Annotated in this window: 26 protein-coding genes; 2 read left to right on the top strand and 24 right to left on the bottom strand. The window is 27.7% G+C overall.

What is annotated here, in order from left to right; translation table 11 throughout:
• The 9 genes from SFBMNL_RS01805 to SFBMNL_RS08160 all read right to left on the bottom strand — a co-directional run bounded on the left by SFBMNL_RS01805 (position 1) and on the right by SFBMNL_RS08160 (position 9,962).
• A complete protein-coding gene (locus SFBMNL_RS01805) occupies positions 1–918 on the bottom strand; it encodes a PTS system mannose/fructose/sorbose family transporter subunit IID (protein WP_014017845.1) in 918 nt (305 codons plus the stop codon).
• Positions 919–941: 23 nt separating this feature from the next.
• Positions 942–1,754, bottom strand: a complete 813-nt coding sequence (locus SFBMNL_RS01800; RefSeq protein ID WP_042294249.1) for a PTS mannose/fructose/sorbose transporter subunit IIC — start codon at positions 1,752–1,754, stop codon at positions 942–944.
• Positions 1,755–1,769: 15 nt separating this feature from the next.
• Complete coding sequence (locus SFBMNL_RS01795; RefSeq protein ID WP_042294248.1) at positions 1,770–2,741, bottom strand: PTS sugar transporter subunit IIB; 972 nt, start codon at positions 2,739–2,741, stop codon at positions 1,770–1,772.
• A gap of 379 nt (positions 2,742–3,120) precedes the next feature.
• A complete protein-coding gene (locus tag SFBMNL_RS01790; RefSeq protein ID WP_005807037.1) occupies positions 3,121–3,876 on the bottom strand; it encodes an HAD-IIB family hydrolase in 756 nt (251 codons plus the stop codon).
• A gap of 103 nt (positions 3,877–3,979) precedes the next feature.
• On the bottom strand, positions 3,980–6,280 hold the full coding sequence (locus SFBMNL_RS01785; RefSeq protein WP_042294247.1) for a hypothetical protein: 2,301 nt from the start codon (positions 6,278–6,280) through the stop codon (positions 3,980–3,982).
• 170 nt (positions 6,281–6,450) lie between these two features.
• Positions 6,451–7,848 (bottom strand): aminopeptidase, encoded by a 1,398-nt coding sequence (locus tag SFBMNL_RS01780; protein WP_042294246.1) that lies wholly within the window; start codon positions 7,846–7,848, stop codon positions 6,451–6,453.
• Positions 7,849–7,879: 31 nt separating this feature from the next.
• Positions 7,880–8,809: a magnesium transporter CorA family protein gene (locus SFBMNL_RS01775; RefSeq protein ID WP_005807042.1), complete on the bottom strand. Its 930-nt coding sequence runs from the start codon at positions 8,807–8,809 to the stop codon at positions 7,880–7,882.
• Between the two features lie 76 nt (positions 8,810–8,885).
• Positions 8,886–9,791, bottom strand: coding sequence for an HPr(Ser) kinase/phosphatase (gene hprK, locus SFBMNL_RS01770; protein WP_005807044.1), 906 nt, complete (start codon positions 9,789–9,791; stop codon positions 8,886–8,888).
• Positions 9,792–9,962 (bottom strand): DUF896 domain-containing protein, encoded by a 171-nt coding sequence (locus SFBMNL_RS08160; RefSeq protein ID WP_005807045.1) that lies wholly within the window; start codon positions 9,960–9,962, stop codon positions 9,792–9,794.
• A gap of 237 nt (positions 9,963–10,199) precedes the next feature.
• Between SFBMNL_RS08160 and SFBMNL_RS01765 the strand changes: the two genes are divergently transcribed.
• A complete protein-coding gene (locus tag SFBMNL_RS01765; protein ID WP_007440242.1) occupies positions 10,200–10,472 on the top strand; it encodes an autorepressor SdpR family transcription factor in 273 nt (90 codons plus the stop codon).
• Positions 10,465–11,115: an SdpI family protein gene (locus SFBMNL_RS01760; protein WP_005807048.1), complete on the top strand. Its 651-nt coding sequence runs from the start codon at positions 10,465–10,467 to the stop codon at positions 11,113–11,115. Before SFBMNL_RS01765 ends, SFBMNL_RS01760 begins: the two co-directional genes overlap by 8 nt.
• 206 nt (positions 11,116–11,321) lie before the next feature.
• Here SFBMNL_RS01760 and SFBMNL_RS01755 read toward each other — a convergent pair whose 3' ends face one another.
• The 15 genes from SFBMNL_RS01755 to SFBMNL_RS01685 form a co-directional block, all read right to left on the bottom strand.
• Positions 11,322–11,582, bottom strand: coding sequence for a DUF1292 domain-containing protein (locus SFBMNL_RS01755; RefSeq protein WP_042294245.1), 261 nt, complete (start codon positions 11,580–11,582; stop codon positions 11,322–11,324).
• A 17-nt stretch (positions 11,583–11,599) separates the two neighbouring features.
• Positions 11,600–11,980, bottom strand: a complete 381-nt coding sequence (locus SFBMNL_RS01750) for a PH domain-containing protein (RefSeq protein WP_005807052.1) — start codon at positions 11,978–11,980, stop codon at positions 11,600–11,602.
• A 60-nt stretch (positions 11,981–12,040) separates the two neighbouring features.
• Positions 12,041–12,436, bottom strand: a complete 396-nt coding sequence (locus tag SFBMNL_RS01745; RefSeq protein WP_042294244.1) for a hypothetical protein — start codon at positions 12,434–12,436, stop codon at positions 12,041–12,043.
• A 97-nt stretch (positions 12,437–12,533) separates the two neighbouring features.
• Positions 12,534–13,922 carry a hypothetical protein gene (locus tag SFBMNL_RS01740; RefSeq protein WP_042294243.1) on the bottom strand — a complete coding sequence of 463 codons (1,389 nt, stop codon included), beginning with the start codon at positions 13,920–13,922 and terminating at the stop codon, positions 12,534–12,536.
• An 83-nt stretch (positions 13,923–14,005) separates the two neighbouring features.
• A complete protein-coding gene (locus SFBMNL_RS01735) occupies positions 14,006–14,881 on the bottom strand; it encodes a DNA-3-methyladenine glycosylase family protein (protein ID WP_042294242.1) in 876 nt (291 codons plus the stop codon).
• Between the two features lie 9 nt (positions 14,882–14,890).
• The gene (locus SFBMNL_RS01730) at positions 14,891–15,514 is read right to left on the bottom strand and encodes a redox-sensing transcriptional repressor Rex (protein ID WP_005807058.1); all 624 of its coding nucleotides are present in this window, start codon (positions 15,512–15,514) and stop codon (positions 14,891–14,893) included.
• A 103-nt stretch (positions 15,515–15,617) separates the two neighbouring features.
• Positions 15,618–16,112 carry a hypothetical protein gene (locus tag SFBMNL_RS01725; RefSeq protein ID WP_042294241.1) on the bottom strand — a complete coding sequence of 165 codons (495 nt, stop codon included), beginning with the start codon at positions 16,110–16,112 and terminating at the stop codon, positions 15,618–15,620.
• Positions 16,105–16,656: a hypothetical protein gene (locus SFBMNL_RS01720; RefSeq protein WP_005807060.1), complete on the bottom strand. Its 552-nt coding sequence runs from the start codon at positions 16,654–16,656 to the stop codon at positions 16,105–16,107. Before SFBMNL_RS01720 ends, SFBMNL_RS01725 begins: the two co-directional genes overlap by 8 nt.
• A gap of 76 nt (positions 16,657–16,732) precedes the next feature.
• Entirely contained in the window at positions 16,733–17,401 is a 669-nt protein-coding gene (gene rpe, locus SFBMNL_RS01715) for a ribulose-phosphate 3-epimerase (RefSeq protein WP_042294240.1), read from the bottom strand.
• 33 nt (positions 17,402–17,434) lie between these two features.
• Complete coding sequence (locus SFBMNL_RS01710; protein WP_007442545.1) at positions 17,435–18,088, bottom strand: hypothetical protein; 654 nt, start codon at positions 18,086–18,088, stop codon at positions 17,435–17,437.
• A 27-nt stretch (positions 18,089–18,115) separates the two neighbouring features.
• On the bottom strand, positions 18,116–19,192 hold the full coding sequence (locus tag SFBMNL_RS01705; protein ID WP_042294238.1) for a mannose-1-phosphate guanylyltransferase: 1,077 nt from the start codon (positions 19,190–19,192) through the stop codon (positions 18,116–18,118).
• A gap of 113 nt (positions 19,193–19,305) precedes the next feature.
• Entirely contained in the window at positions 19,306–19,842 is a 537-nt protein-coding gene (gene lepB, locus SFBMNL_RS01700) for a signal peptidase I (RefSeq protein ID WP_042294236.1), read from the bottom strand.
• Positions 19,843–19,935: 93 nt separating this feature from the next.
• A complete protein-coding gene (locus SFBMNL_RS01695; protein WP_042294235.1) occupies positions 19,936–20,568 on the bottom strand; it encodes a V-type ATP synthase subunit D in 633 nt (210 codons plus the stop codon).
• 12 nt (positions 20,569–20,580) lie between these two features.
• Complete coding sequence (locus SFBMNL_RS01690; RefSeq protein ID WP_005807071.1) at positions 20,581–21,960, bottom strand: V-type ATP synthase subunit B; 1,380 nt, start codon at positions 21,958–21,960, stop codon at positions 20,581–20,583.
• Positions 21,953–23,731, bottom strand: a complete 1,779-nt coding sequence (locus tag SFBMNL_RS01685; RefSeq protein ID WP_005807073.1) for a V-type ATP synthase subunit A — start codon at positions 23,729–23,731, stop codon at positions 21,953–21,955. The genes SFBMNL_RS01690 and SFBMNL_RS01685 overlap by 8 nt, the downstream gene beginning before the upstream one ends.
• Positions 23,732–23,738 lie beyond the last annotated feature (7 nt).

The following is a 23,738-nucleotide window of genomic DNA, read 5'->3' as shown; positions in this document are numbered from 1 at the left end:
CTACATAATTCCAAGGAGATGTGCAACTATACCTACTACGAATAAAGCTATTATTATTAATATAGGAGAAACTTTCTTTTTAAGTAAGAAACAACATAAAAGAGTTAATAGCAATGCTGCAAGTCCTGGTATCAATTGATCTAAGTTTTGTTGAAGTGTAGTAACTTTCTCAATATTCAACCCATTTGCTCCTAAAGCACTGTATTGTTCTAGCGCACTCTTTATTCCCTCTGCACCTGACTGTATTTTACTCCAATCAATATATGCTCCTTCTTGCTGAGTAACTCTAGATACTACAGGTGTAAAAGAAATGCTAACCCATCTTTGCACAAGAGAACCAATGATAAACATACCAAGTATAGATGCTCCTTGAGTAATCTTTCTAAGAAGTCCTCCTGACAAGTCTTTCGCTATTGAATTCCCAACCTTATATCCAAACTCTTGTGTATACCATAAAAATCCCATACGAATAATATTCCAAACAAAGAAGAATATTAGTGGACCTATAATATTTCCACTTAATGCTAATGACGCTCCCAAAGCTCCAAGTATTGGACGCAATGTAAACCAGAATATTGGGTCACCAACACCTGCAAGTGGTCCCATCATACCTATTTTAACACCCTGTATAGACTGATCATTAACATCTGCCCCATTAGCCCTTTCTTCTTCTAAGGCAAGAGTTACACCCATAACTGGTGCAGATACATATGGATGCGTATTATAAAATTCTAAGTGTCTTTTTAATGCAGCTACTCTTTCTTCATCAGTTTTATAAAGTTTCTTTATAGCAGGAATGATCGAATAACACCATCCTCCATTTTGCATACGCTCATAGTTCCAAGAACCCTGAAGAAACTGGTGACGCCAAGCAACACTTATACGATCTTTTTTCGATAATTTAATTTTCTCTTGCATTACTTATCTCCTCCATTAAAATCCTAATAATCATTTAAAATATCTCCAAGTGGATCACCTGAACCAGTTCCACCTCTACCATTTCCTGAATTCTCTTTTAGTGTTAAATATATAATTGCTAACGCAAGTCCAATAGCACCTAAAGCAATTAATGTTAATTGTCCTAGTGCTGCAAGTACAAATCCTAATATAAAGAATGCCCAAGTTTCCTTAGTTGACATCATATTGATTACCATTGCATAACCAACTGCTGCTACCATACCTCCACCAATTGCCATACCTGTTGATAACCAATTTGGCATCATGCTTAAAGCATCTGTTACAGCTGATGCTGGAATAATACAAAGTGCTACTGCTGGTATTGCTATACGTATACCTTGTAAAAATATACATAAAATTTGCCAAACTTCTATAACCTTTATTTTACCTTTTTCAGCTGCCTTATCCATAAAGTGAACTATTGGAATCGTTATAGTTCTACATAGCATTGTGAGGAATAACCCTGCAACTGATAACGGTATAGCAACAGCTATAGATGTTGAAATTACTGTTTGAGTATCTACTGATCCATTTTGAAGTCCTAAAACCATAAGTATAGATGATGCAACTGATGCAAGTGCAGCATCTGGTGCTACAGCAGCCCCAATATTTGCCCATCCAAGTGCTATCATTTGAAGTGATCCCCCTAATATAATTCCCTCAGTTAAATGACCACTTACTAAACCTATTAATGTACAAACTACAAGTGGTTGATGAAACTGAAATTCATCAAGAATACCCTCCATACCAGCAAGTAGTGCTATTATAATAATTAAAATTATAGTAATGGCAGACATTATATCCTTCCTCCTCTAATTATTTGATAATTCTGATTTTGCTTTCTTTAAAAGATTATCTATATTCTCTCCTGAATCACTAGGTAACTTTTTTACATTGAACTTTATGCCAAGAGATATCAATTTTTCAATTGCCTTAACATCATCTTTACCCATTGCTATTGCTCTATTTACAACAACTTTACCTATTGAATGTGCAATCGAACCTAAGTTAATTTCTTTTATGTCAATTCCACTTTCAACTGCTCTAAGTGCATCTTCAGGACTTTCAAATAAAAGCATAGCACGAGTATTCCCAAATCGAGTATCCTTATCTACTTGAGCCATTTTACTTATTGGAACAACATGAACCTTAACCCCAGGAGGAGCAGCTTGTTCAATCATTTTTTTCCTTAAATCATCTTTAGATACATTATCTGATACAACTATAATCCTAGTTGGATTAACCGATTTAGTCCAAGATGTAGCAACTTGTCCATGCAATAACCTTGTATCTATCCTAGCTAAAACATAGCTTATTCTTTTACCAGTATCCAAACTATTATCTACTTTTGTTGTTAAAGATTGTTTCTTTTCAATTTTCTGCTCCAACTCCTCTGGAAGAATTTTTATACCACTCCTTGATTCAGAAAGTATATGTTTTGCAATATCATGGGCAGTATACATCGATAAACGAGAAGCATATGCTTCGATCAACATAGGTAAGTTCAATCCTGTAACTATAGCCCACTTACCACCATTTTCAGTAACTAATTTATTTGCCTGATTAAATGGTGTTCCTCCCCACATGTCAACTAAGAATAATATTTCATCTTTATTATCCATTCGACCTATGGCATTTTCCATTTTAAGTCTTATATCATCAGGACCTTCATTTGGTAATAATATAACCGATTCTACATTATCTTGATCACCAAAAATCATTGATCCAGATTGTAAGATACCATCAGCAAATTTACCATGACTAGCAAGAATAATTCCTACCAATTTAATTCCCCCTTAATTTTTACATAACGTTATAAATATTATACTAGAAAACGTTTTCTNAAAGCAAGATTGGTTAAAAACTTTTAAGTTAAAATAGACAATTAATTCATATTTAATATTGTAAATCAACTGGACACAAATTTAAATTAAATATTCTTATTTTAATAAAATACTTTAAAATATTTATAGAGTTTTTATTCCCAAAATAGATAAAAAATATCCAAACTATTTTATTAAATAAAACTCTATATATTAAAAACTAAAATAATAAATTATATCGATATACTAAATCCATAAATTCGAAATAATTAAATAATAATTATTATATTTAAATTACATAAATATTTCAATAATAATAATTTTACTTTTATACAATAAATCATAAAATATATTTCTCTATGCACTCACTAACTGAATTAACAATAAAATTCACATGATCTTTTAATTTTTCCTCAACTGTATGAAAAGTAAATGAGTTTTTTGTTTCATTAAACATACTAATATCATTATATGAATCACCAATAACATATAAATTTTCTCTATTTACTCCAAATTCTTTTAATATCAAATCAACTCCATTTCCTTTAGAACATCCCTTAGGTACAATATCTATAAAATATGAATTCCTATATGCAACAATCACATCTCCAAATTCATCATTTATATCATTACACATTTGATCAACTTCCTCAATATCTACATTCGAAAAATCTAATGACATTAAAGAATTTTTGTTATTCACTAAATCATTAATTGTCCCCTGTTTTATAAAATCCCAAGAATACTCATTTATACCTCTTAAGGTTATGCTTTCATATCCATTATCAATCCCTATAAAGCTTGAGTATTTATATTTATCATAAATTTTTTTTACTATCTCATAAGGTATTACTTCATGCTTCAACACACGATTTTCTTTGTTTATAACTAATGCCCCATTTAATAAAACATAAAAATCTGGATCTATATTATACTCATCACAAAGAAATTTAACCCCATTATATGGCCTTCCCGTTGAAACACCAAACAAATGTCCACATTTTTTCATTTTTAATATACTTTCTCTATTTATATTATCAAGTTTACTATTAAAAATAAGTGTACCATCTAAATCCGATGCTAATATTTTTCTCACACACTCACACTCCTTAAAAATCCTTTAAAAAATAAAGATAGAGAAATTATCTCTACCTTTATAATAAATTAATATTCTATTTCATTCAATAAATTAATTTTCCTTATGGATTTACTCCAATTCTTGCAGAAAGATCAGCAAACTCACTACTTGTTGTCATATCACTAAGAATCTTCATAACTGATTCTGTATGAGAAACTCCATTTGCAATCAATTCAGTATATACATTTGTCCAGAATTGAAGACCTTGAGGTTCTGGATCTCTTAAAACTAAAACGTGGTAAAGTCTTGTTATTAAATCATCAGGTGATTTTATTAAATTCATAAACTCAGGAACATATCCTAAATTCTTTATGAAATAACTTAAATTTATATTTTTACTCAAAAGTCCATTCTTCCAGTAATTATATCCTTCTTCATCAATATTTTGAGTGTCCCTACTCAAAGCTTTATTATACGCATTTATAAGGAATGAATCTAATGAACTTCCCTTACTAATTAAAAGAGAATCTATTTTTACTGATTTAGCCCCTCCCTTACTATCCATATAACCAATAACGATATTGCTATAAGTCTTTCCTGGAATTAACCCTTTTATATTAATAGCATTTGTTTCTTTAACAAACACTGGTAATACGCTCGGTATTTCTTTACCATCAACAGTTATAGATATAGAAGAATTTTGTGAAATATCATAAATGCTAGTATCAAATAAGAGACTTAATACTCCTGGATTCAATATATATTTAGCACTAATTCCACTTGGAGCAACTAAAGTTACATCAGATGATTGAGAATCTGAACTTTCACTTATAGATGAAGTAGATGCTGAATATAACTTATTATTTTCATCTATTAAATACAAACTCACGTCATACTTATTTCCTTTTTCAAATCCACCTAATGTCAATGTACTTGTACTGTTTAAAATACCTAACTCTGCACTAGATAAAACAAATACATTATCATTAACCATTACCATTGCTTTTTGTATATTCGCATTTACCTTATCCCAACTAAACTCAGCCGTATTATTAGCTTTATAATATCCCTTAAAGTTATTAATTGCAGAACTAATTTGAGTCATATCTAAAACACCGTAATTTTGGGAAAGAACTCTTCTATTAGCATCATAAGTTGTAAGTAATAAATAAATATTTCCACTTTTAATGTCAGTATTAAATTTAACTCCGCTCTTTCCATCACCAAGTTCTACAGTATTATAAGTTGAAAAATCTTCTGATGTACTCCACATAAGATCGCTATATACCATCGACTCCAACCTATCCCATGAAGCCACTACTTGACCATTATCAGATGCATATACAAAATTAGAGAGGTTATGTACTACATGAGTATAATCATATGTATAAACAGTTCCTGTTTTAACGTCTGTTATCTTAACAGAATACTCACCATTAAACAAAGATTTTCCTTCATCTGGATAAACAGTAAATGAACCCCTATCTTCATTTAGAGTGGCTTTAAAATTAGAAACTATAGATGTGCCGCTACTCTTTTCAGCTACATTAACCAAAAATTCATTTCCAGCTTTAAAATTAGAATTAGATAAATTTACTTCTATACCTATTAAGTCCTTACTTAAACCTAACTTAATAAGCGATGATTGTTGAATAGCACCCTCTTTTACAATAACAGATCCATTATACTCCAATCCAGTCCCGTTTATAATAGTAATCTTTATTTCTGATCCATCCTTAACATTTTCAACAATATAAGAATTATCTTTTACATCAGATGCTGTTAATTCTTTATAAAGTTTTCCATCAACAGATATCTTTACAGTCTTAATACCTTCAACAAAATTCGCCCAGCTTAATTTTACCCCTGCACCTACAAACTCATATTTTAAACCTTTTATATCTCTAGTTTCAGTTGAATTTATAGAAACTTTCCTAACACTCTCATGAGTAACACTTCCTTTAGAATCGAAGAATCTTACTCTTAAATAAAACTCTCCTTTAATGTTAGGTGTAAATTCTGCCCCTTTAGGTTTAACCTCTATGTAACTTGGATTTAAAAAACTAATATCCTTATCTATCACAGCCTCAATCTTACTAGGCCTATTAGCTACATGTCCATAATCCCAATTTATATAAACTTTATCCCCAGTAGTCCAGTAATAAAAATAAGGAACCTCAGGATGATTAGAACTTGTTTGGGCATCTTTATTTTGAGTCAATTGATTCTGAGTTGTTTGATTCTGATCTTCATTTGTTTTATTTTGATTAGTCTGATCTTGAGTCAATTGATCCTGAGCTGTTTGATTTTCAGACGAAACAGTAGCACCTGCAACTACTCCTGCCTGTAAAACAACACTTGCTACAGCTGTAGTAGTTGCAATTCCTTTTCTTAGATTTTTAGATTTTTTATTGCTAGCCAACTACACCCCTCCTAAATTTATTCAATTTATTAATATGAATTTAAATATGTTTTATTATTGTTAACATTTTACCATATTTCTTAATAGTTTTCAAGAATTTAATAATTATTACAATTTAGTAATATAAATACAAAATAGAGGGTACCCCTAAAGCGTACCCTCTTAAAAAATTAAACTAAATATTTATAAAATGTACCATATGCCTTGTATGTTTCATAAATATCTGCCTTTGATGAAACCTCAAAAGGAGCATGCATATTTTGCAATGGAACTCCAATATCAACAACTTCCATACCATACCTAGACAAAAAATATGCTATTGTTCCTCCTCCTCCTTGATCAACCTTACCAAGTTCTCCAACTTGGTAACAAATACCTTCTCTATTAAATATATCTCTCAATTTTGCCAAAAACTCAGGATTTGCATCATTGCATCCGCTTTTCCCTCTTGAACCTGTATACTTGGATATCGTAACACCTTTACCAAAAAATGCCGTGCTTTGCTTAGGAGTCTCATTTGGAAAATTCGGATCATATGCACAGGTTACATCAGCTGATAACATATATGATCTATCTAAGGATCTTTTCAAAACTATCTCTGAATAATTATCTCTACAAGAATTTAAAAGTTCAGCCGAAAAATTTTCAAATAATTTTGATTCCATCCCAGTTGCCCCAGTGCTCCCAATCTCCTCTTTATCAACCAACATACAAATACTTGTTCTCTTAGGTATACCATCTATTTTAAGCATGGACATAAATGAAGTAAATGCACAAACTCTATCATCTTGACCATATCCAATTATCATACTTCTATCTAATCCATAATCCTTAGCTGGGCCAGCTGGCACAACCTCAAGTTCTGCAGAAATTAAATCCTCCTCACATATTCCATATTTTTCACTTAATATTGATAATATTAATTTCTTAACTTTATCTTTTTTACCATCTAATGACCTAGATCCTACAAGCAAATTCAACTGTTCTCCCTCAATAACATCAACACCTTTTTTCATAGCTTGATCTTTCCACAAGTGAGGAAGTAAATCTGAAAATCCTAAATATGGATCATTATCATCATCACCTATATTTATAACAACCTTATCTCCATTACTTTTTATTACTACCCCCTTTAAACACATAGGACGTGCAACCCAATGATATTTCTTTATACCACCATAATAGTGAGTATCAAAATAGCATAATCCATCAGATTCATATACAGGAGATTGCTTTATATCAATTCTAGGAGCATCAATATGTGAACCTATTATATTAAATCCATTTTCTAAACTTTCATCACCAATTACCGCTAAAATTAGAGTTTTATCCATTTTAGAATAATAAACTCTATCTCCCTTATTAAGTTTTTCCCTATTTTTTATTACTTCTCTTAAATCTTTAAAATTATGCTTAACAGCTTCATTAATAAAATAATTAACACATTCTCTTTCAGTTTTATTCTTACTTAAAAAATCCTTATATTTACTACATAGATCCTCAAGTTCCAATAAATTTTCTTCACTATAATTTTCCCATGCGATCTTTGATAATGTTTTATCGCCCATAAATAACACTCCTCCATTTTTTTAAAATTTTTTATAACCAATCTTTCCTCTTAAATAAAATTATAAGCAAACATACAATTACAATCATAACAACAACAACTATATGTATAGAATAGCACGAATGCCTAAGTGGCATAATCTCAAAACTCATACCAAAAAAACTCGTCAATAAATCAAGAGGAAGAAAAATAGATGCAACGAGTGTAAAAACCTTCATAAGCTGATTGGTCTTATTTGAAAGTTCAGATTCATATGCTTCTCTAACAAGAGATAATTGCTGATTTAAACTTTCAATTGCTCCCATTAACTTTTGGAATTTTTCATTTATCCTCTCAAACAAAACAATATCACAATTATCTATAATGCCATTCTCATTTAATATTAAAGAGTCACCAATATATCTAAGAGGATACAAATATTTCTTGACTCTATATACCTGACCTCTGAGACGAATTAATTCTTCAAAATTTTTCTGAGAATCTTCTTTTAATATACTTATTTCAATTTTATCACACTCTGAACTTATAGAGCTTATTGTAGAATAATTTTTAAGTATTACCCTATCTATAATCATATATAAAAGTGTTGATATTTTAGGATTATTCTTAACAACAAAGCAATTTTTATTTTCCTTTAAATCTAGGATTAATTTATCTATAACATCTAAGTTATTCTTATATACGGTTATCAAATAATTTTTTCCAAAAAATATATTAAGATTTTTAAAACTTAACATATCATTGTTAAATTCTAACACATCTAAAGCCATAAATGTATATTCATTGTAAAAATTAATTTGGGAAAAACTTCTAAGTGAATTTAAATCAAATATACATTCTCTATCAATTTCAAAAGGTATTGAAGAAATTTCATCTTCACTCAAAATAAACCAATATAAATATTTATTAAGATCATAATTTTCTTCCTCTTCAAAAAGCTTAGAAATGTTATATATGGTCAAAGCAAATCACCAACTTAACTAATTTATATAAATTAGTATCTCTTATTATAATAAATTAAATGCGTTATTAATTACCTTAATAGATTTCTTTCATCCTCTCACCTATCACATCTATTGCAGGTAATCTACCAGTTAACTTATATCTATAACTTGCAGCTGCAGCTTCAACGAGAACGGACACATTTCTTCCAGGACGTATTGGTATACGTACAAGTTTTACCTTAACTCCTAAAATATCTTTATACAAATCATCAATCCCAAGCCTATCATAAGAATCATCATCTTTCCAATGCTCAAGTTGTATTATTAAATCTAACTTCTTACTTTCAAGAACAGAAGATAAGCCATATAAAGCTGTAATATCTATTATACCAACTCCACGAACCTCAAGCATACCAAAAGTTATACTCGGACAATATCCTATTATCTCCCTATCAATCTCCCGAAAATCGACAGCATCGTCAGAAATCATCCTATGTCCTCTTTTTATAAGTTCAAGAGCAGTCTCACTCTTACCAATCCCACTATCTCCTGTAATTAAAATACCAAATCCATATATATCAACTAAAACACCATGGACACGAGTCTCTGCTGCAAGTTTCTCATCTAAATATCTTTTAAGTCTGCTTATGATTCCAGTGGTATCCTCATTAGTTCTTAAAATAGTCCTCCCATATATGCGCGCATACTTTTCTAATGATTCAAAAATTTCGAGTCCACGTGTCACTATTATACATGGAGTAGATTTTTCTAAATATTCTTTAAATTTTTCATCCCTACTTTCTTCATCTAAAGAATTCATATAAGACCACTCAGTCATTCCAATTAGTTGAATTCGATCATTCGAAAAATATGAATAATACCCCGTAAGTTGAAGTCCAGGTCTATTTAATTGTGTTGTTTTAACTTTTATAGAAAAATCCCCTCCAACAATAACTTCAAATTTAAAGGTTTTTATTAAATCACTAATGCTTACACACATTTATTTATCATCCTTTTTCTTATAATTTTTGAGCTGATTCTCAAAATTTCCCCTAATTATTTTTACATATTCCCTTCTTAATTTCTCTTGTTCAAGCTTTTCATCATCACTTAATCCAAATTTTTTAGATTTATTATACAGATAATTTATTCTATCTATCATTTGTTTCATAATCCAAATAATTCCCTTCCAAAAAATTCAATTCATAAACTTTATTTAAGTATATATAATTTAGCTTTTTTCTTCAATTACACTCTAAATTATTTAAATTAATTTAAATATCATAATCATATCTAAAATAATAAAGTCTGAGATCTATTTTTATAACTATCTAAATAGATATTGACTAAATATCGAATATAAATATATAATCTATTTATATAAATTTCTAAATAGTTGGAGGAACTTATGGGTTTAAAAGAAACATTTAAGGCTCTATCCGACCCTATTAGACGGGAAATACTAACTTTACTTAAAAAAGATAAATTATCTGTGGGAGAAATAATTGAGAATTTTAATTTGACTGGAGCAACTATATCTTATCATCTATCAATACTAAAAAAATCAGGACTTATATTTGAATCCAAATATAAAAATTTTATATATTATGAGATTAATACTTCAATATTTGAAGAAGTAATATTATGGTTCTCAGAATTTGGAGGTAAAAAAAATGAATAAAAAAATAATAAACAATCCCCTAATACTATCTTTAGCATTATGTTTATTACCTACAATATTGTGTTCATTTATATACAATAAACTTCCAGACAAAATTCCAACTCATTTTGATATAAATGGAAATATAGATTCCTATGGAAGCAAACTTTTTGTATGTATAATTCTTCCATTAATTCTCTGTATTTTTAATATAATAACGCACCTCATTATTAACAATGATCCAAACAAAAAAAATCATAATAAATCCTTAAAAATACTAATTTATTTTTTAGCTCCACTAATGTCAGTAATATTTATCCCTACAACTATATTAATCAGCCTTGGAATTAATATAAATATGTCAGTAATTGCACCAGTTTTTATGTCAATTATATTCATATTTATAGGTAATTATCTACCAAAATGTAGACAAAATTATACAATAGGAATACGATTACCTTGGACATTAAATAATAAAGAAAATTGGAAAAAAACACATAGATTAGCTGGTTTACTATTTGTTATATCTGGAATATTAAATATACTTATAACAATTATATTCCCTAATCTGTCGTTTTACACCCTAACAATTTCATTAATAGTATCAGCTATAATACCGGCTATATATTCATTCTTAATGTATAAAAAATATAAAAACACCTAGTAAACTAAGTGTTTTTATATATCCACAGAGACGCTGGCTAATAAACTTAAGACCTGTTCTCCAACAGGTGGGCAATCCTCATAATATCTATCTGCCTACTTCGCTTTAAAAAACTGGAAGCTTGACATCAATATTAGTATTAGAAATCCCAATTAAGAAATGTAGGTTAAGTATAAAAACCTGACGTTAACTGCAGAAATTTAATATTATCCATATATGATCTTCTTATATTCCTTTTTTACACGACTAAATTCTTCCTCATTATCAAGAAAATTATACTCCACACCTTGATCTGAAAAATCTTCACGTACAACATAAGAATCCTCATTATTTTGAGAATCATCTCCAAGTATTAAATACTTATTCCCATCCAGAAATATTTCTGTGATAATTTCAAAGGTTATTTTATTACCATCTTCATCCATAAAATCCATATAAAATCTATCATCTTTATTATAATAACTCATATTCTTATCCTTTAAAACTATTTTTTACAAACTTTCTCTCCTAAAAACTGTTGAAGTTCCAATATATTTTTATCTCCAGAAAACTTACTCTCTATAGGTGAATCTACTCCACTAATCCAAATCTTAAATTCAGAATCTAAATCAAACACTCCTTTAGTTTCAATAGAAAATCTTACTACACTTCTATAAGGTATAGATTCTATGCTCTCCTTTTTTCCACTAACTCCCTGTTTATCTGTAAACATTATTCTATAATTAGTAAATAAAATAAAATCTCTCACATATGAAAATGCAAATACTACTTCTTCACCCTCAAATAATATATCTGATACCTTTTCTTGCAATTTATTGGGATCAGAATTAGAAGCATTTCCCATTAACGTACTAAAAACTCCCATTTTTTTATCCCCCTACAGCACAAAAAACTTGTCTAAAAACACTTAGACAAGTAAATTATATCAATTATTCAACCCATCTTCTAGTAAAAATTTACATATATTAATCCCAATTTTCTGATTAATTAAACTATTTAAAAGTTCTTCAGCATTTATATTCAAATTTATACTTAATAGAAAATCCTTAAACTCTTTAAAATTAGGAGTCTTATCTACCAAAATTCCTTTTAACCTACCATCATCGTTAAATTCTATAGTATTATCATCTAACACTCCAAACCGTCTATAATTCATAATTGTTAAAGCTTTAGTAATTAATACAACATCAGTACAAGTCAAATTATTATTTATGACAAACATAAAAAAATCAAAATTAATATTAATATGCTTACTTATACCCTCTACAAGGATATAAAGAAAATCAAGCTTATTTTCTAAAACATCCATACCCAATTTCATAAAAATACCTCTTACAAAACATTAAATTACATATATATATTTTGTGTTCATAAATTTAATTTTATGTAAAAAAATTAAGGCCCTTAAGGAGCCTTAACTAAATTTGGGAAATCATTGATTTATAATTTAAAATATTATTTTCTAAAATAGATATATCTTTATCTATAGAATCAGTTAAATAATATTTATTATTATTCATACTTTTTGAAATTTCTAATTTCTTATCTTTAAGTTTACTAATTTTCTCAATACTATCATTAATACTATTATTTAGTAAATTTTTTAGTACATCTTTTTGTTCAGTAGTAAATTTATACTCTTCACCAATTACATTATCAACCAACATTTTAAAATCAGAATCTAAATTTAGTTTAAATAAAAAACCATCCTCATTGCCTAAAACATATCCAAAATATGTTGGCTTTTTACCAACTTCAAAATCATTTATTACATATTTGGGATCACTATTATGCTTTATTATACTATCTATTCTTGAATTAATCTCATCAGTCAATTCCTCTACTTTATTATTAATAAAGTCCACACTTGCTCTCGAACTCTTAATTGCATCTATCTCTAAATTCAATAAGACAATCTCTTGAGCTAAAGAATAAGCTTTAGCACTCTCAATTTGTCTATTCAACTCATTTATCATATTTTCTTGATCAATAACATCTATCTTGGATTTCCTAATCTTGTCTATTTCTTCATTAATATTCCTTATCTTTAAATTTTCATATTCTAATCCTTTTTTAATAACTTGATTTAAATCCAAATCTGTAATATTATTACTATCTGAACTAAAACTACCATCTAAATTTACATTCACAATAAAAACATTTTTATACTCACTATCAACATAAACCATATTAATTAGTTGTTCATTTCTAAATTTATTTTCTTTAAATAAATTTTCAGTAAAGGTTTGTTTATATTCTGATGATTTGAAATTAACTACAGAATAATTTATCCAACTAATTAAATTATCTATATATAATTGTATTTCTTCTACTTTTTTGTCTATATAATCTTGCCCAATATCACTTATTTTTAAATTATCCTGCTCTGCTTTTAAACTATTAATTTTATTTTGTACAATAACTATCTCCTCTCTCAGAAAAGTAACAGGATTAAGATCTAATGTAACTGGAAGATTCTCATATTTTTTAGGATCTTTATTATAATCATCTAACAAATCCATAATTTCTTTTTGATATTCTTTTATTTTATCATCAGATAAACTGCCTCCATTTATTGCATCAAACTTCTTAGCAATAATCTGTAAAACTGCACTATCTACGTTAGATAAATCATAATTATTTCCTAATATATCTATTCTACTATATCCTTTAAATTCTTCATATATATTATTTGTTAATTCACTTGATACAACTCCTTTACTTTCAACAGCATTAACATTAACATTCAGACCTAACATAAATAAAGAACTAGCTAATCCTAAAGAAAATATTTTATTTTTATTCATTTTTATATACCTCTTAGTTTAATAATCTCAATAATAAAGACAATTTTTATCATTTAAAAAGTTTTGAATTTTAAAAATATTATTCAAACTTTTATATTATTCTCCCTTACATAATAAAATAAATACTGCTGAGCAAGTCCACTAGAGTCTTTAAATAATTCTCTTCCAAAATCGCGTATGCCTTTTAATGAAGTATCTGGAGCAACATAAAATTTCATCATAGCTCTTTTCACCCAAACATCAACTGGAAATGCCGAATATTTTTTCATAGAAAATAACATTATACAATCAGATACTTTTGATCCAACACCACTAAATTTTTGTAATTCTTTATGGCACATATCATCATTTAAATTCATAATATACTCAATATCATTATCTTCATTAAGTAATTTTACAGTATTATATAAATATTTATCTCTAAATCCAACAGAACATTCTCTAAATTTTTCTTGGCTAAGATTAGCCAAATTTTCTAAACTTGGAAATTTATAATATATTCTTCCTTTATAGGAAATAGGATCACCATATTTCTCACTTATACTTAGTATAGCTTTTTTTATCATAGGTATCCTATTATTGGATGAAATTATAAAAGATAAAATCATTTCAAATGGATCTTGATTTAATATCCTGAGACCATGTCCAAAATTAATAGCAATATCTAGATATTTATCATGTTTTAGCTCTCCCTTTAACTTACAATAATCTCTCTCAAAATCAAAATAATTTATCCAAATATTTTCAAAATCATCTACATTTGAATTATGTATAATCAAATCCCCACTATCCATTTCTAATTCTATAACTCTTCCCTTGGCAACAATAATATATGTACCTATATTAGTCCGTTCCCATCGAAAACACTGTCCATTTTCAAATATATGTTTTAATACAAAATTGTTTGTTTTTTTTACAATTATCTTATTATCCAAATATCTATAATTTTTAAAATCCATTACTTATCTTTAAACTCCATTATTTATAAAATATGTTAATGTAAATAAACTATCATTTAAGTTGACATTTTCAACAAATGTTTTTTCAGTAGATACTAAATCTACTGTTGCAAAATTCCAAATTCCAATTACCCTATCTTTTAATACCGTATATATAGATTCAGCTTGAAATTCAGGAACACACAATATCGCTAAATCAATTTTATTATTTTTTATGTAATCATTTAATAATTCAATATCCAATACCTCTATACCTCTAAAAGATAACCCAATAATCTTAGGATTTATATCAAATATAGCTTCTATATTAAAACCCATAGTAAAAAACTTTGAATAATTCATAATAGCTTGTCCTATATTTCCAGCACCTATAACAATACAGTTATATTTTTTGCTTAAACCTAATATTTCCTTAATTTTTAAGTATAGTTCCTTAACTTTATATCCATATCCATGTTGTCCAAAATCTCCAAAACAATTAAAGTCTTGCCTAACCTGAGATGCTGTCGAACCTAATTTTATTGCAAGTTCCCTAGATGATACTCTCTCAATCTCTCGTATCAAAAAACCTTCTAAAACTCTTAAATATTTAGGCAACCTTTTTATTACTACTTTAGATATCTTACTAGACATTGTTACATATCCCCTTTAATTAATAAATATACATTTCTAAATTCTACTATTGACAATATGATTAACTAATTCTACACTATTTTAAAGCAAAATAAAATAAATACTACATCTTATAAATATAAAACTTATTAACTAACTGACTATAATCTAGTTTCAAATCCTCTCCATGAATGAATTTAAATTTATAACTATATATTCTATCTAAAAAACTTCTTATATCATCATTTATAATTCCTGTTGTAAAAATAAATATATTTTTGCATCCCTTACTTTCACAAATTCCAATTATATTTCTAACATCGTATAAACTCAGTACATTACAAGTACTATTATCATAATATAAAAACCATTCACAAAAATCATCATATAAATATATACTATCATTCTTAATCTTAAATCTATAGTTGTATGCTCGCATTAAAAATTCTAAAGCAAAGTCAGATAATTCCATATTATCAAACTCTAAAACCTTATCTAATACAGATATTCTATTATTTAATATTTTAAATATATTAAATAAATTATCAAATATATTAATTAAAATTGGTAAAATAATCAATACACATATAAATATCATAAATCCATAAAAATTAAGCATATAATAGCTCCTTGTTATACTCTTCATTACGTTTACGAGCAAATTTAATTATATCATACCCACTTACTATATCTATTTTATACTTATTAGAATTTAAATTTATATCGTTTATAAATTTACTTGCATCTTCAATTAAATCTGAATTAACAAATATTATACCTCTATTTACATTATCTTTAATCATATAATTTAATAAATCCAATACTTCATAATACGTAACTAAATCAAATTTTTTATTTTCTAATCTATCCTTTAATATGCAGGAGCAATATACCATTTTGCCATTTTGATTAAATTTTATGTCTACAACTTCCCTTCCACTAATATCTTCAATAACAATATCACTTATATCTTTCATTTTAGATATTATATACTTACACAATAATAAATAATAATCTACTCCATAATCTATTAAATCAATTCTATTAATTATTGATCTTGTTTTAAAATTATTTTTAAACTTAGTTTCAATACGTATTCTTATAAAAATCAAAAATTTATTAATACATAAAAATATCATTATAACAAAAAAATATTTAATCATCTATGTATCCTCCTTCAATTCTAGTATGAATTATTTCATTTTTTTTACTTTATATACAAAAATAAGATAAGTCAATCTACATAAATCGACTTATCTTATTTTTTAATCCATTTATATTATTGTAAATAGAATCCCCACTAAAAATATAAGAACCTACAACTATATCCCTAACTCCCAAATCGTATATTGTATCTATATTATACAAATTTATTCCTCCATCTACTTGTATAATTTTACTATTAATATTATATCTATTCATTATACCACTTAACAATCTTATCTTTTTTAACATATGCTCTATAAATTTTTGTCCACCAAATCCGGGATTAACCGTCATTATTAATATCTTATCAATTATATCTAATAAATCTATGATATTATATATAGAAGTTCCTGGATTTAATGCTATGCCGCAGTCAACATTACACTTCTTTACTTCTTGTACAAGTTTATAAATATGATTGCTTGATTCTACATGCAATGTTATACATCCTACGGATATATCTATTAATTTATCTATTATAGTTTCAGGGTTCTGAACCATAAGATGACAATCTAAATAAAAATCAGTAGATTCCTTTAATTGTTTTATCTGATCAACCCCGAAAGTTATATTAGGTACAAAATGTCCATCCATAACATCAACATGTATCTTATTTATACCACTTTCTTTTAATTGATATAAATCCCTTTCTAAATTGATAAAATTCGCTGATAAAATTGATGGATTTATTATGTTTTCCATTACTATCCTCCTAATGATTTCTAAAATAAATTTTTAAATCTGCTTAGAATTAAAAATCTTATCTATAATATCTATTTTAATATTTCGTTCAAATTTACCACTCTTAAGCTCATATTCATAAAAGTTTTTCCAATAATTAAACGATTCATTATCTATATCTTTATCAAAAATTAATCTATATACTAAATTAATAAATCTATCTAACTCTAATGTATCAATATTACTCAATACATCATATATAAAATCATTTATTTTACTATTATCATTCTGTATTTTAAAATACCAATCATTAAACTCCTCTTCACTAATATCTTCTTTAAAAGCTAATTTATAATTTTTACATATATATTCTGATAATTTATCAGAATTACTCAAAGTAAAAGTTTCTAATAAATATAACTTACTACCATCTATATACTCCAAACTAAGAATCATATTATCATATATCTTACCTACTACAAGACCACTTATTTGAACATATTGATCATTTATAATAACATCAATTATTGGATTATCTAAAATTAGACCTCTGTATAGATTATCAGTATAAACATTAACACATGCAAAATATCTAGAATTAATTTTCACTTCATTTATGCTTAAACTCTCTAATTTGCCAATATCTATTATCGTCTTTTCTTTAGTATCACTAAATGCTGTTTTAAATACTGACTTTTCTTTTTTCAAGATTATATACCTCTTAATAAACATTCATTATATAAATTTATCAAAATTATCATTATCACTTAAAATATTCGAAATATATTTCATCTCTTGTTCTCTATTCTTATCTAAAATTAGAGTAACATTATCAGAATTAACAACAATAAGATCCTTAACACCAAAAGTAATTGTTAAATTATCATTACCGAAAATTATACAATTTTTACTTTTTTCGCATAAAACATTTCCCATAACAAAATTAGTATCATACAAATACAAAAATTTCTTAAGGGATGTAAAACTACCTATGTCATCCCACTCAAATAATCCTTCAATGACATATGCCCTCCTAGTTTTTTGCATGACGCCAAAATCTATAGAAATAGCATCTAACTCAGAATAAATACTATTTACAAAAAAATCTTGATTTTTATCATCAATAGTCTTATATATTTTAATCATAGAATTATATATATTAGGTAAATATTTTTTCACCTCTCCTAAATATATATCTGCCCTAAAACAAAAAATACCACTATTCCACAAATAATTGCCAGCTGATATAAAATCCTTTGCCATTTCAAAATTGGGTTTTTCTATAAAATTAGCTACTCTATATATATCTAAATTACACTTATAATTCAATTTTTCTCCAATTTTTATATACCCATATCCCATATTAGGCATAGTAGGCTTAATTCCTATAGTAACTATATATCTCTTTCTATTTGATATATTAATAGCACAATCTATAACCTCATAAAAATTATCACATTCTTTTATATAATGATCCGATGGAAATATTAAGATATTAGCATCTTTATCTTTTTTTAGTAATTTAACTGATGCTAGAGCAATACATACAGCAGTTTCTTTATCATAAGGTTCAATAATTATATTAGATTTATCTATAAAATTCATAGATTCTAAAACAACATTATCTACAAATTCCTTATTTGTAACAATATATATCCTATCACTGCTAATTATTTTAGAAACCCGAGAAATAGTATTATATAATAGACTTTTACCCTCTATCATATCTAAAAACTGTTTTGGTTTTTTCCTTCTGGAAAGTGGGTATAACCTTAGACCTCTCCCACCTGCCAATATCAAAGCATAAGTCATAATATCAACCCTAAAATTTTTATTATCTTATATATATATTATGAACAATTTACATATATAGTTAAGTAAAAAATAAACTATATTATATTTTAAATTATTAATACACAATTAATCTATATAAACAAATACTTAAATCTTTCAATAGGATAAAATAATATAACTGCACGTCCCAATATCGAATTACTACATACAAATTTATTATTCCAAAATCTAGAATCAAATGAATTATCAAAATTATCTCCTATTACAAAATATGATTCATCTGGTACAACAAATTGATTATGTATAAGATAATTTCTATTAATAAAATAATTAGATTCAGCAACCTTCTCTCCATTAACCATAAGGTTTAAATTTTCATCTAAATCTATAATATCTCCAGGAACAGCTATAACTCTTTTAATAAGATTCTTATCCAATTCTTCTGAATAAAATACAATTATATCATTCCTCTTAATATTTCTATAATTTCTATAAATTATTAACCTATCACCACTCTTCACTGTTGGATACATAGAATTGGAAGTCACAGTTACAAAAAATACACTTTTTACTAAATTATTGGCAAGATAAACAGGTATTATAATTATAAAAATAATCCATAGTAAAATATAAATCAATCTATTATTAAACTTTAATCTATTAATCATTCTTACCTTTTATACATATCATTATTATAGTTTGTACATCATTAAATTCCAATGACATTAAGAGACCACTAAATATAAAGTAGTCTCTTAACCTTATCTATCATTAATTATATCCTTAACCTTCATTAATCTTGTTAATGCTCCCCTTTCATTCTCATCTAATTTCATTCTAATATACTTTATTGTTTCTTTCAAATCTGGTATAGTTCTATATTCCAAAGCATTTACCCTACGTCTAGTTTTCTCTATTTCATCTGCCATAAGTTGAGATGATTTTTCAACTTCTGCTAATTCAAGTAACTCTGAAAATATAGATCTTAAATTTATAATTGCACTATCAAGTTCGGAATTGGTATTAAAAAATCCATATTGAATGCGATCTGAATAATTTGAAACATCATCAAATTTTAAAACTGGAACATTAACGCTCATTATATTTTTAGCGCCAATATCTAATCTAACTTTATTAGATGAATATATCATAGCTTCATCTAAAAATTCGTTCCCTAAAATTCCTCGTGATATTACAAAATCTTTAAAAGAATCAGATAATTTATTCTCAACTTTCTTTCTAAGGTCATTATTATACTTTATGAGTATTATAAATCTTCTTATTAATTCATCTTGCTTATCTTTTAAAAGTTTATATCCTCTAGTAGCTACAGACAGTCTCTTCTTTAATTTTGTTAACTCCATTCTTGTTGGATTAACATTCAATTTATTCATAACAAATCATCCTTAAGTTTGATCTATTTTAAAGTATTTATCTAAATACTCATCTCTAATTCTCTTAAGCTCTGACCTTGGAATAATTCCTAATAATTCCCATCCCAATTTCAAAGTTTCATCTATAGATCTATTTGTATCAAATCCTTGATTCAAATATCTACCTTCAAATGCTTCCGCAAACTTGGCATACTTCAAATCAATTTCCGATAACGCTGACTCCCCAAGAATAGAAGATAATTCTTTAGCCTGCTTACCTTGAGAATACGCAGAAAACAATTGATTCATAGTATCTGCATGATCCTCTCTTGTCTTACCTTTACCAATTCCTTTATCCTTAAGTCTGGACAAAGACGGTAATACATCTATAGGAGGAAATATACCTTTTTTATATAACTCTTTAGATAAAATTATTTGACCTTCAGTTATATAACCAGTTAAATCTGGAATTGGATGCGTCTTATCCTCCTCAGGCATAGTTAAAATAGGTATCTGAGTTATTGATCCTGATTTTCCTTTCAATCTTCCAGCTCTCTCATATAAATTGGATAAATCAGTATACAAATATCCAGGATATCCTCTTCTTCCAGGAACTTCCTTTCTAGCTGCTGATACTTCCCTAAGAGCCTCTGCATAATTAGTCATATCTGTCATTATAACAAGTACATGCATCCCTTTATCATAGGCTAGATATTCAGCACATGTTAATGCCATTTTAGGTGTAGCTATTCTCTCTATAGCAGGGTCATTAGCAAGATTCATAAATAATACAGACTTATCTATAGCTCCGGTTTCTGTAAAATCATCTATAAAGAATTGTGCTTCCTCAAATGTTATACCCATAGCTGCAAAAACAATGGCAAACTTAGAATCTGAATTTAAAACTCTTGCTTGCCTAGCAATTTGTGCAGCTAACTGAGAATGTGGTAATCCTGAAGCAGAGAATACTGGTAATTTCTGTCCTCTAACTAAAGTATTTAAATGATCTATTGCTGATATACCGGTCTGTATAAATTCTGATGGGTAATCTCTTGCAACAGGATTAATCGCTATCCCATTTATATCTCTTTTAAACTCAGGAATTATATCTGGTCCATTATCCTTAGGTTTACCCATACCATCAAAAACTCTACCTAACATATCCTCAGATACACCTAATTGTAGAGGTCTTGCTAGAAATTTACATTTAGTCATAAACGGAGATATTCCACTAGAACCTTCAAAAATCTGAACCATAGCTTTTGAACCATTAACTTCTAATACTTTACCTCTTCTCTTCTCACCATTACCAAGTTCTATATCCACTAGTTCATCATATTTTACTCCAAACACTTCATCAACCATCATAAGCGGTCCAACAACCTCTCTAATAGTGCTATATTCCTTAATCACCGATTACTCCCTCCTTCTCAATCAAATTTTTTATGTCCATTTCTAAATCTTCTACTACATCATCGATTTTATTTATATCTTTTTCAGGCACATACTTTAATCTTGCTATTTTATCTCTTATAGGTAATTCTAGTATTTTTTCTAAATATACTCCTGATTCTAAAGCACATTCTGCTTGAGATTTAAATTTTAATATTGCTGATAACATCTTATATTGCTTTTCAATTGATGAAAAAGTATCCACTTCATGAAATCCATTTTGTTGCAAATAATCTTCCCTAATCGACTTAGCAGATTCTAATTTTAATCTATCTTTATCTGACAATGCATCAACCCCAACTAATCTAACTATTTCTTCTAATTGAGACTCTTCTTGTAATAATTCCATGGCCTCAGATCTCATTAAATTCCAGTTACTATAAATATTATTTTTCTCAATTGATTTCCCTACACTATCCGCATATAAAGAATACGAATTTAACCAATTAATAGCTGGAAAATGCCTCTTATATGCTAATTGAGCATCTAGTCCCCAAAAAACCTTAACTATCCTTAAAGTCGCTTGCGTTACTGGCTCAGACAAATCTCCACCTGGCGGAGATACAGCTCCAATAGCAGTAATAGCACCAATTCTCTCATCATTTCCAAAACATACTACTTTTCCAGCTCTTTCATAAAATTCAGCTAATCTAGATCCCAGATAAGCAGGATATCCTTCATCTCCCGGCATTTCTTCTAATCTTCCTGACATTTCTCTTAAGGCTTCGGCCCACCTAGATGTTGAATCTGCCATAATCGAAACAGAATATCCCATATCTCTAAAATATTCTGCTATTGTTATACCAGTATATATACATGCTTCCCTAGCAGCAACTGGCATATTAGATGTATTGGCAATTAAAACAGTACGTTTCATTATACTTTGATTAGTCTTAGGATCTATAAGTTCAGGAAATTCCATTAGAACATCTGTCATTTCATTTCCTCTCTCACCACATCCTACATATACAACTATATCCGAATCTCCCCACTTAGCAATTTGATGTTGAACGACAGTTTTCCCAGCACCAAAAGGTCCAGGAACTGATGCACTACCACCCTTGCTAACAGGAAAAAAAGTATCTATTACTCTTTGACCAGTTATCAGGGGTTCTTCTGGCTTCAATTTTTTAACATAAGGCCTACCTCTTCTCACAGGCCATTTTTGTAACATGCTTATTTCTTTATCGCCATTATCTGTACTTATTACACATATAATTTCTGTAATATTAAATTCCCCTGTCTTTATTTCCTTAACTATACCTGTCGTATTATAAGGTACCATTATTTTATGTAAAATCAATGGTGTTTCTTGTACAGTACCTATTACATCTCCAGTAGAAACCTTATCTCCTACATTAACACTCTGCTTAAAATCCCATACTTTTTCTCTATTTAGAGAAAATAATTCTACACCTCTCTCTAAAAAACTTGAATTAGATACTTTCATATACTCCTCTAATGGTCTTTGTATACCATCAAACATTGACTCTATTAATCCAGGTCCTAATTCAACACTAAGTGGCTCTCCTGTAGATATTACTTCATCTCCAGGACCTATACCAGATGTTTCTTCATATACCTGTATAGATGCTTGATTATATCTAATCTCTATTACTTCACCTATTAATTTTCTCTTACCAACTTTTACAACATCATAAATTTTGATATTACCTAAACCTTCAGCAATAACTAATGGTCCAGCAACCTTAATAATTTTACCATTATCCAAACCTTAT

Source organism: Candidatus Arthromitus sp. SFB-mouse-NL (assembly GCF_000709435.1).
Lineage (GTDB): Bacteria > Bacillota > Clostridia > Clostridiales > Clostridiaceae > Dwaynesavagella.
This window is presented reverse-complemented; position numbering and strand designations above follow the sequence as displayed.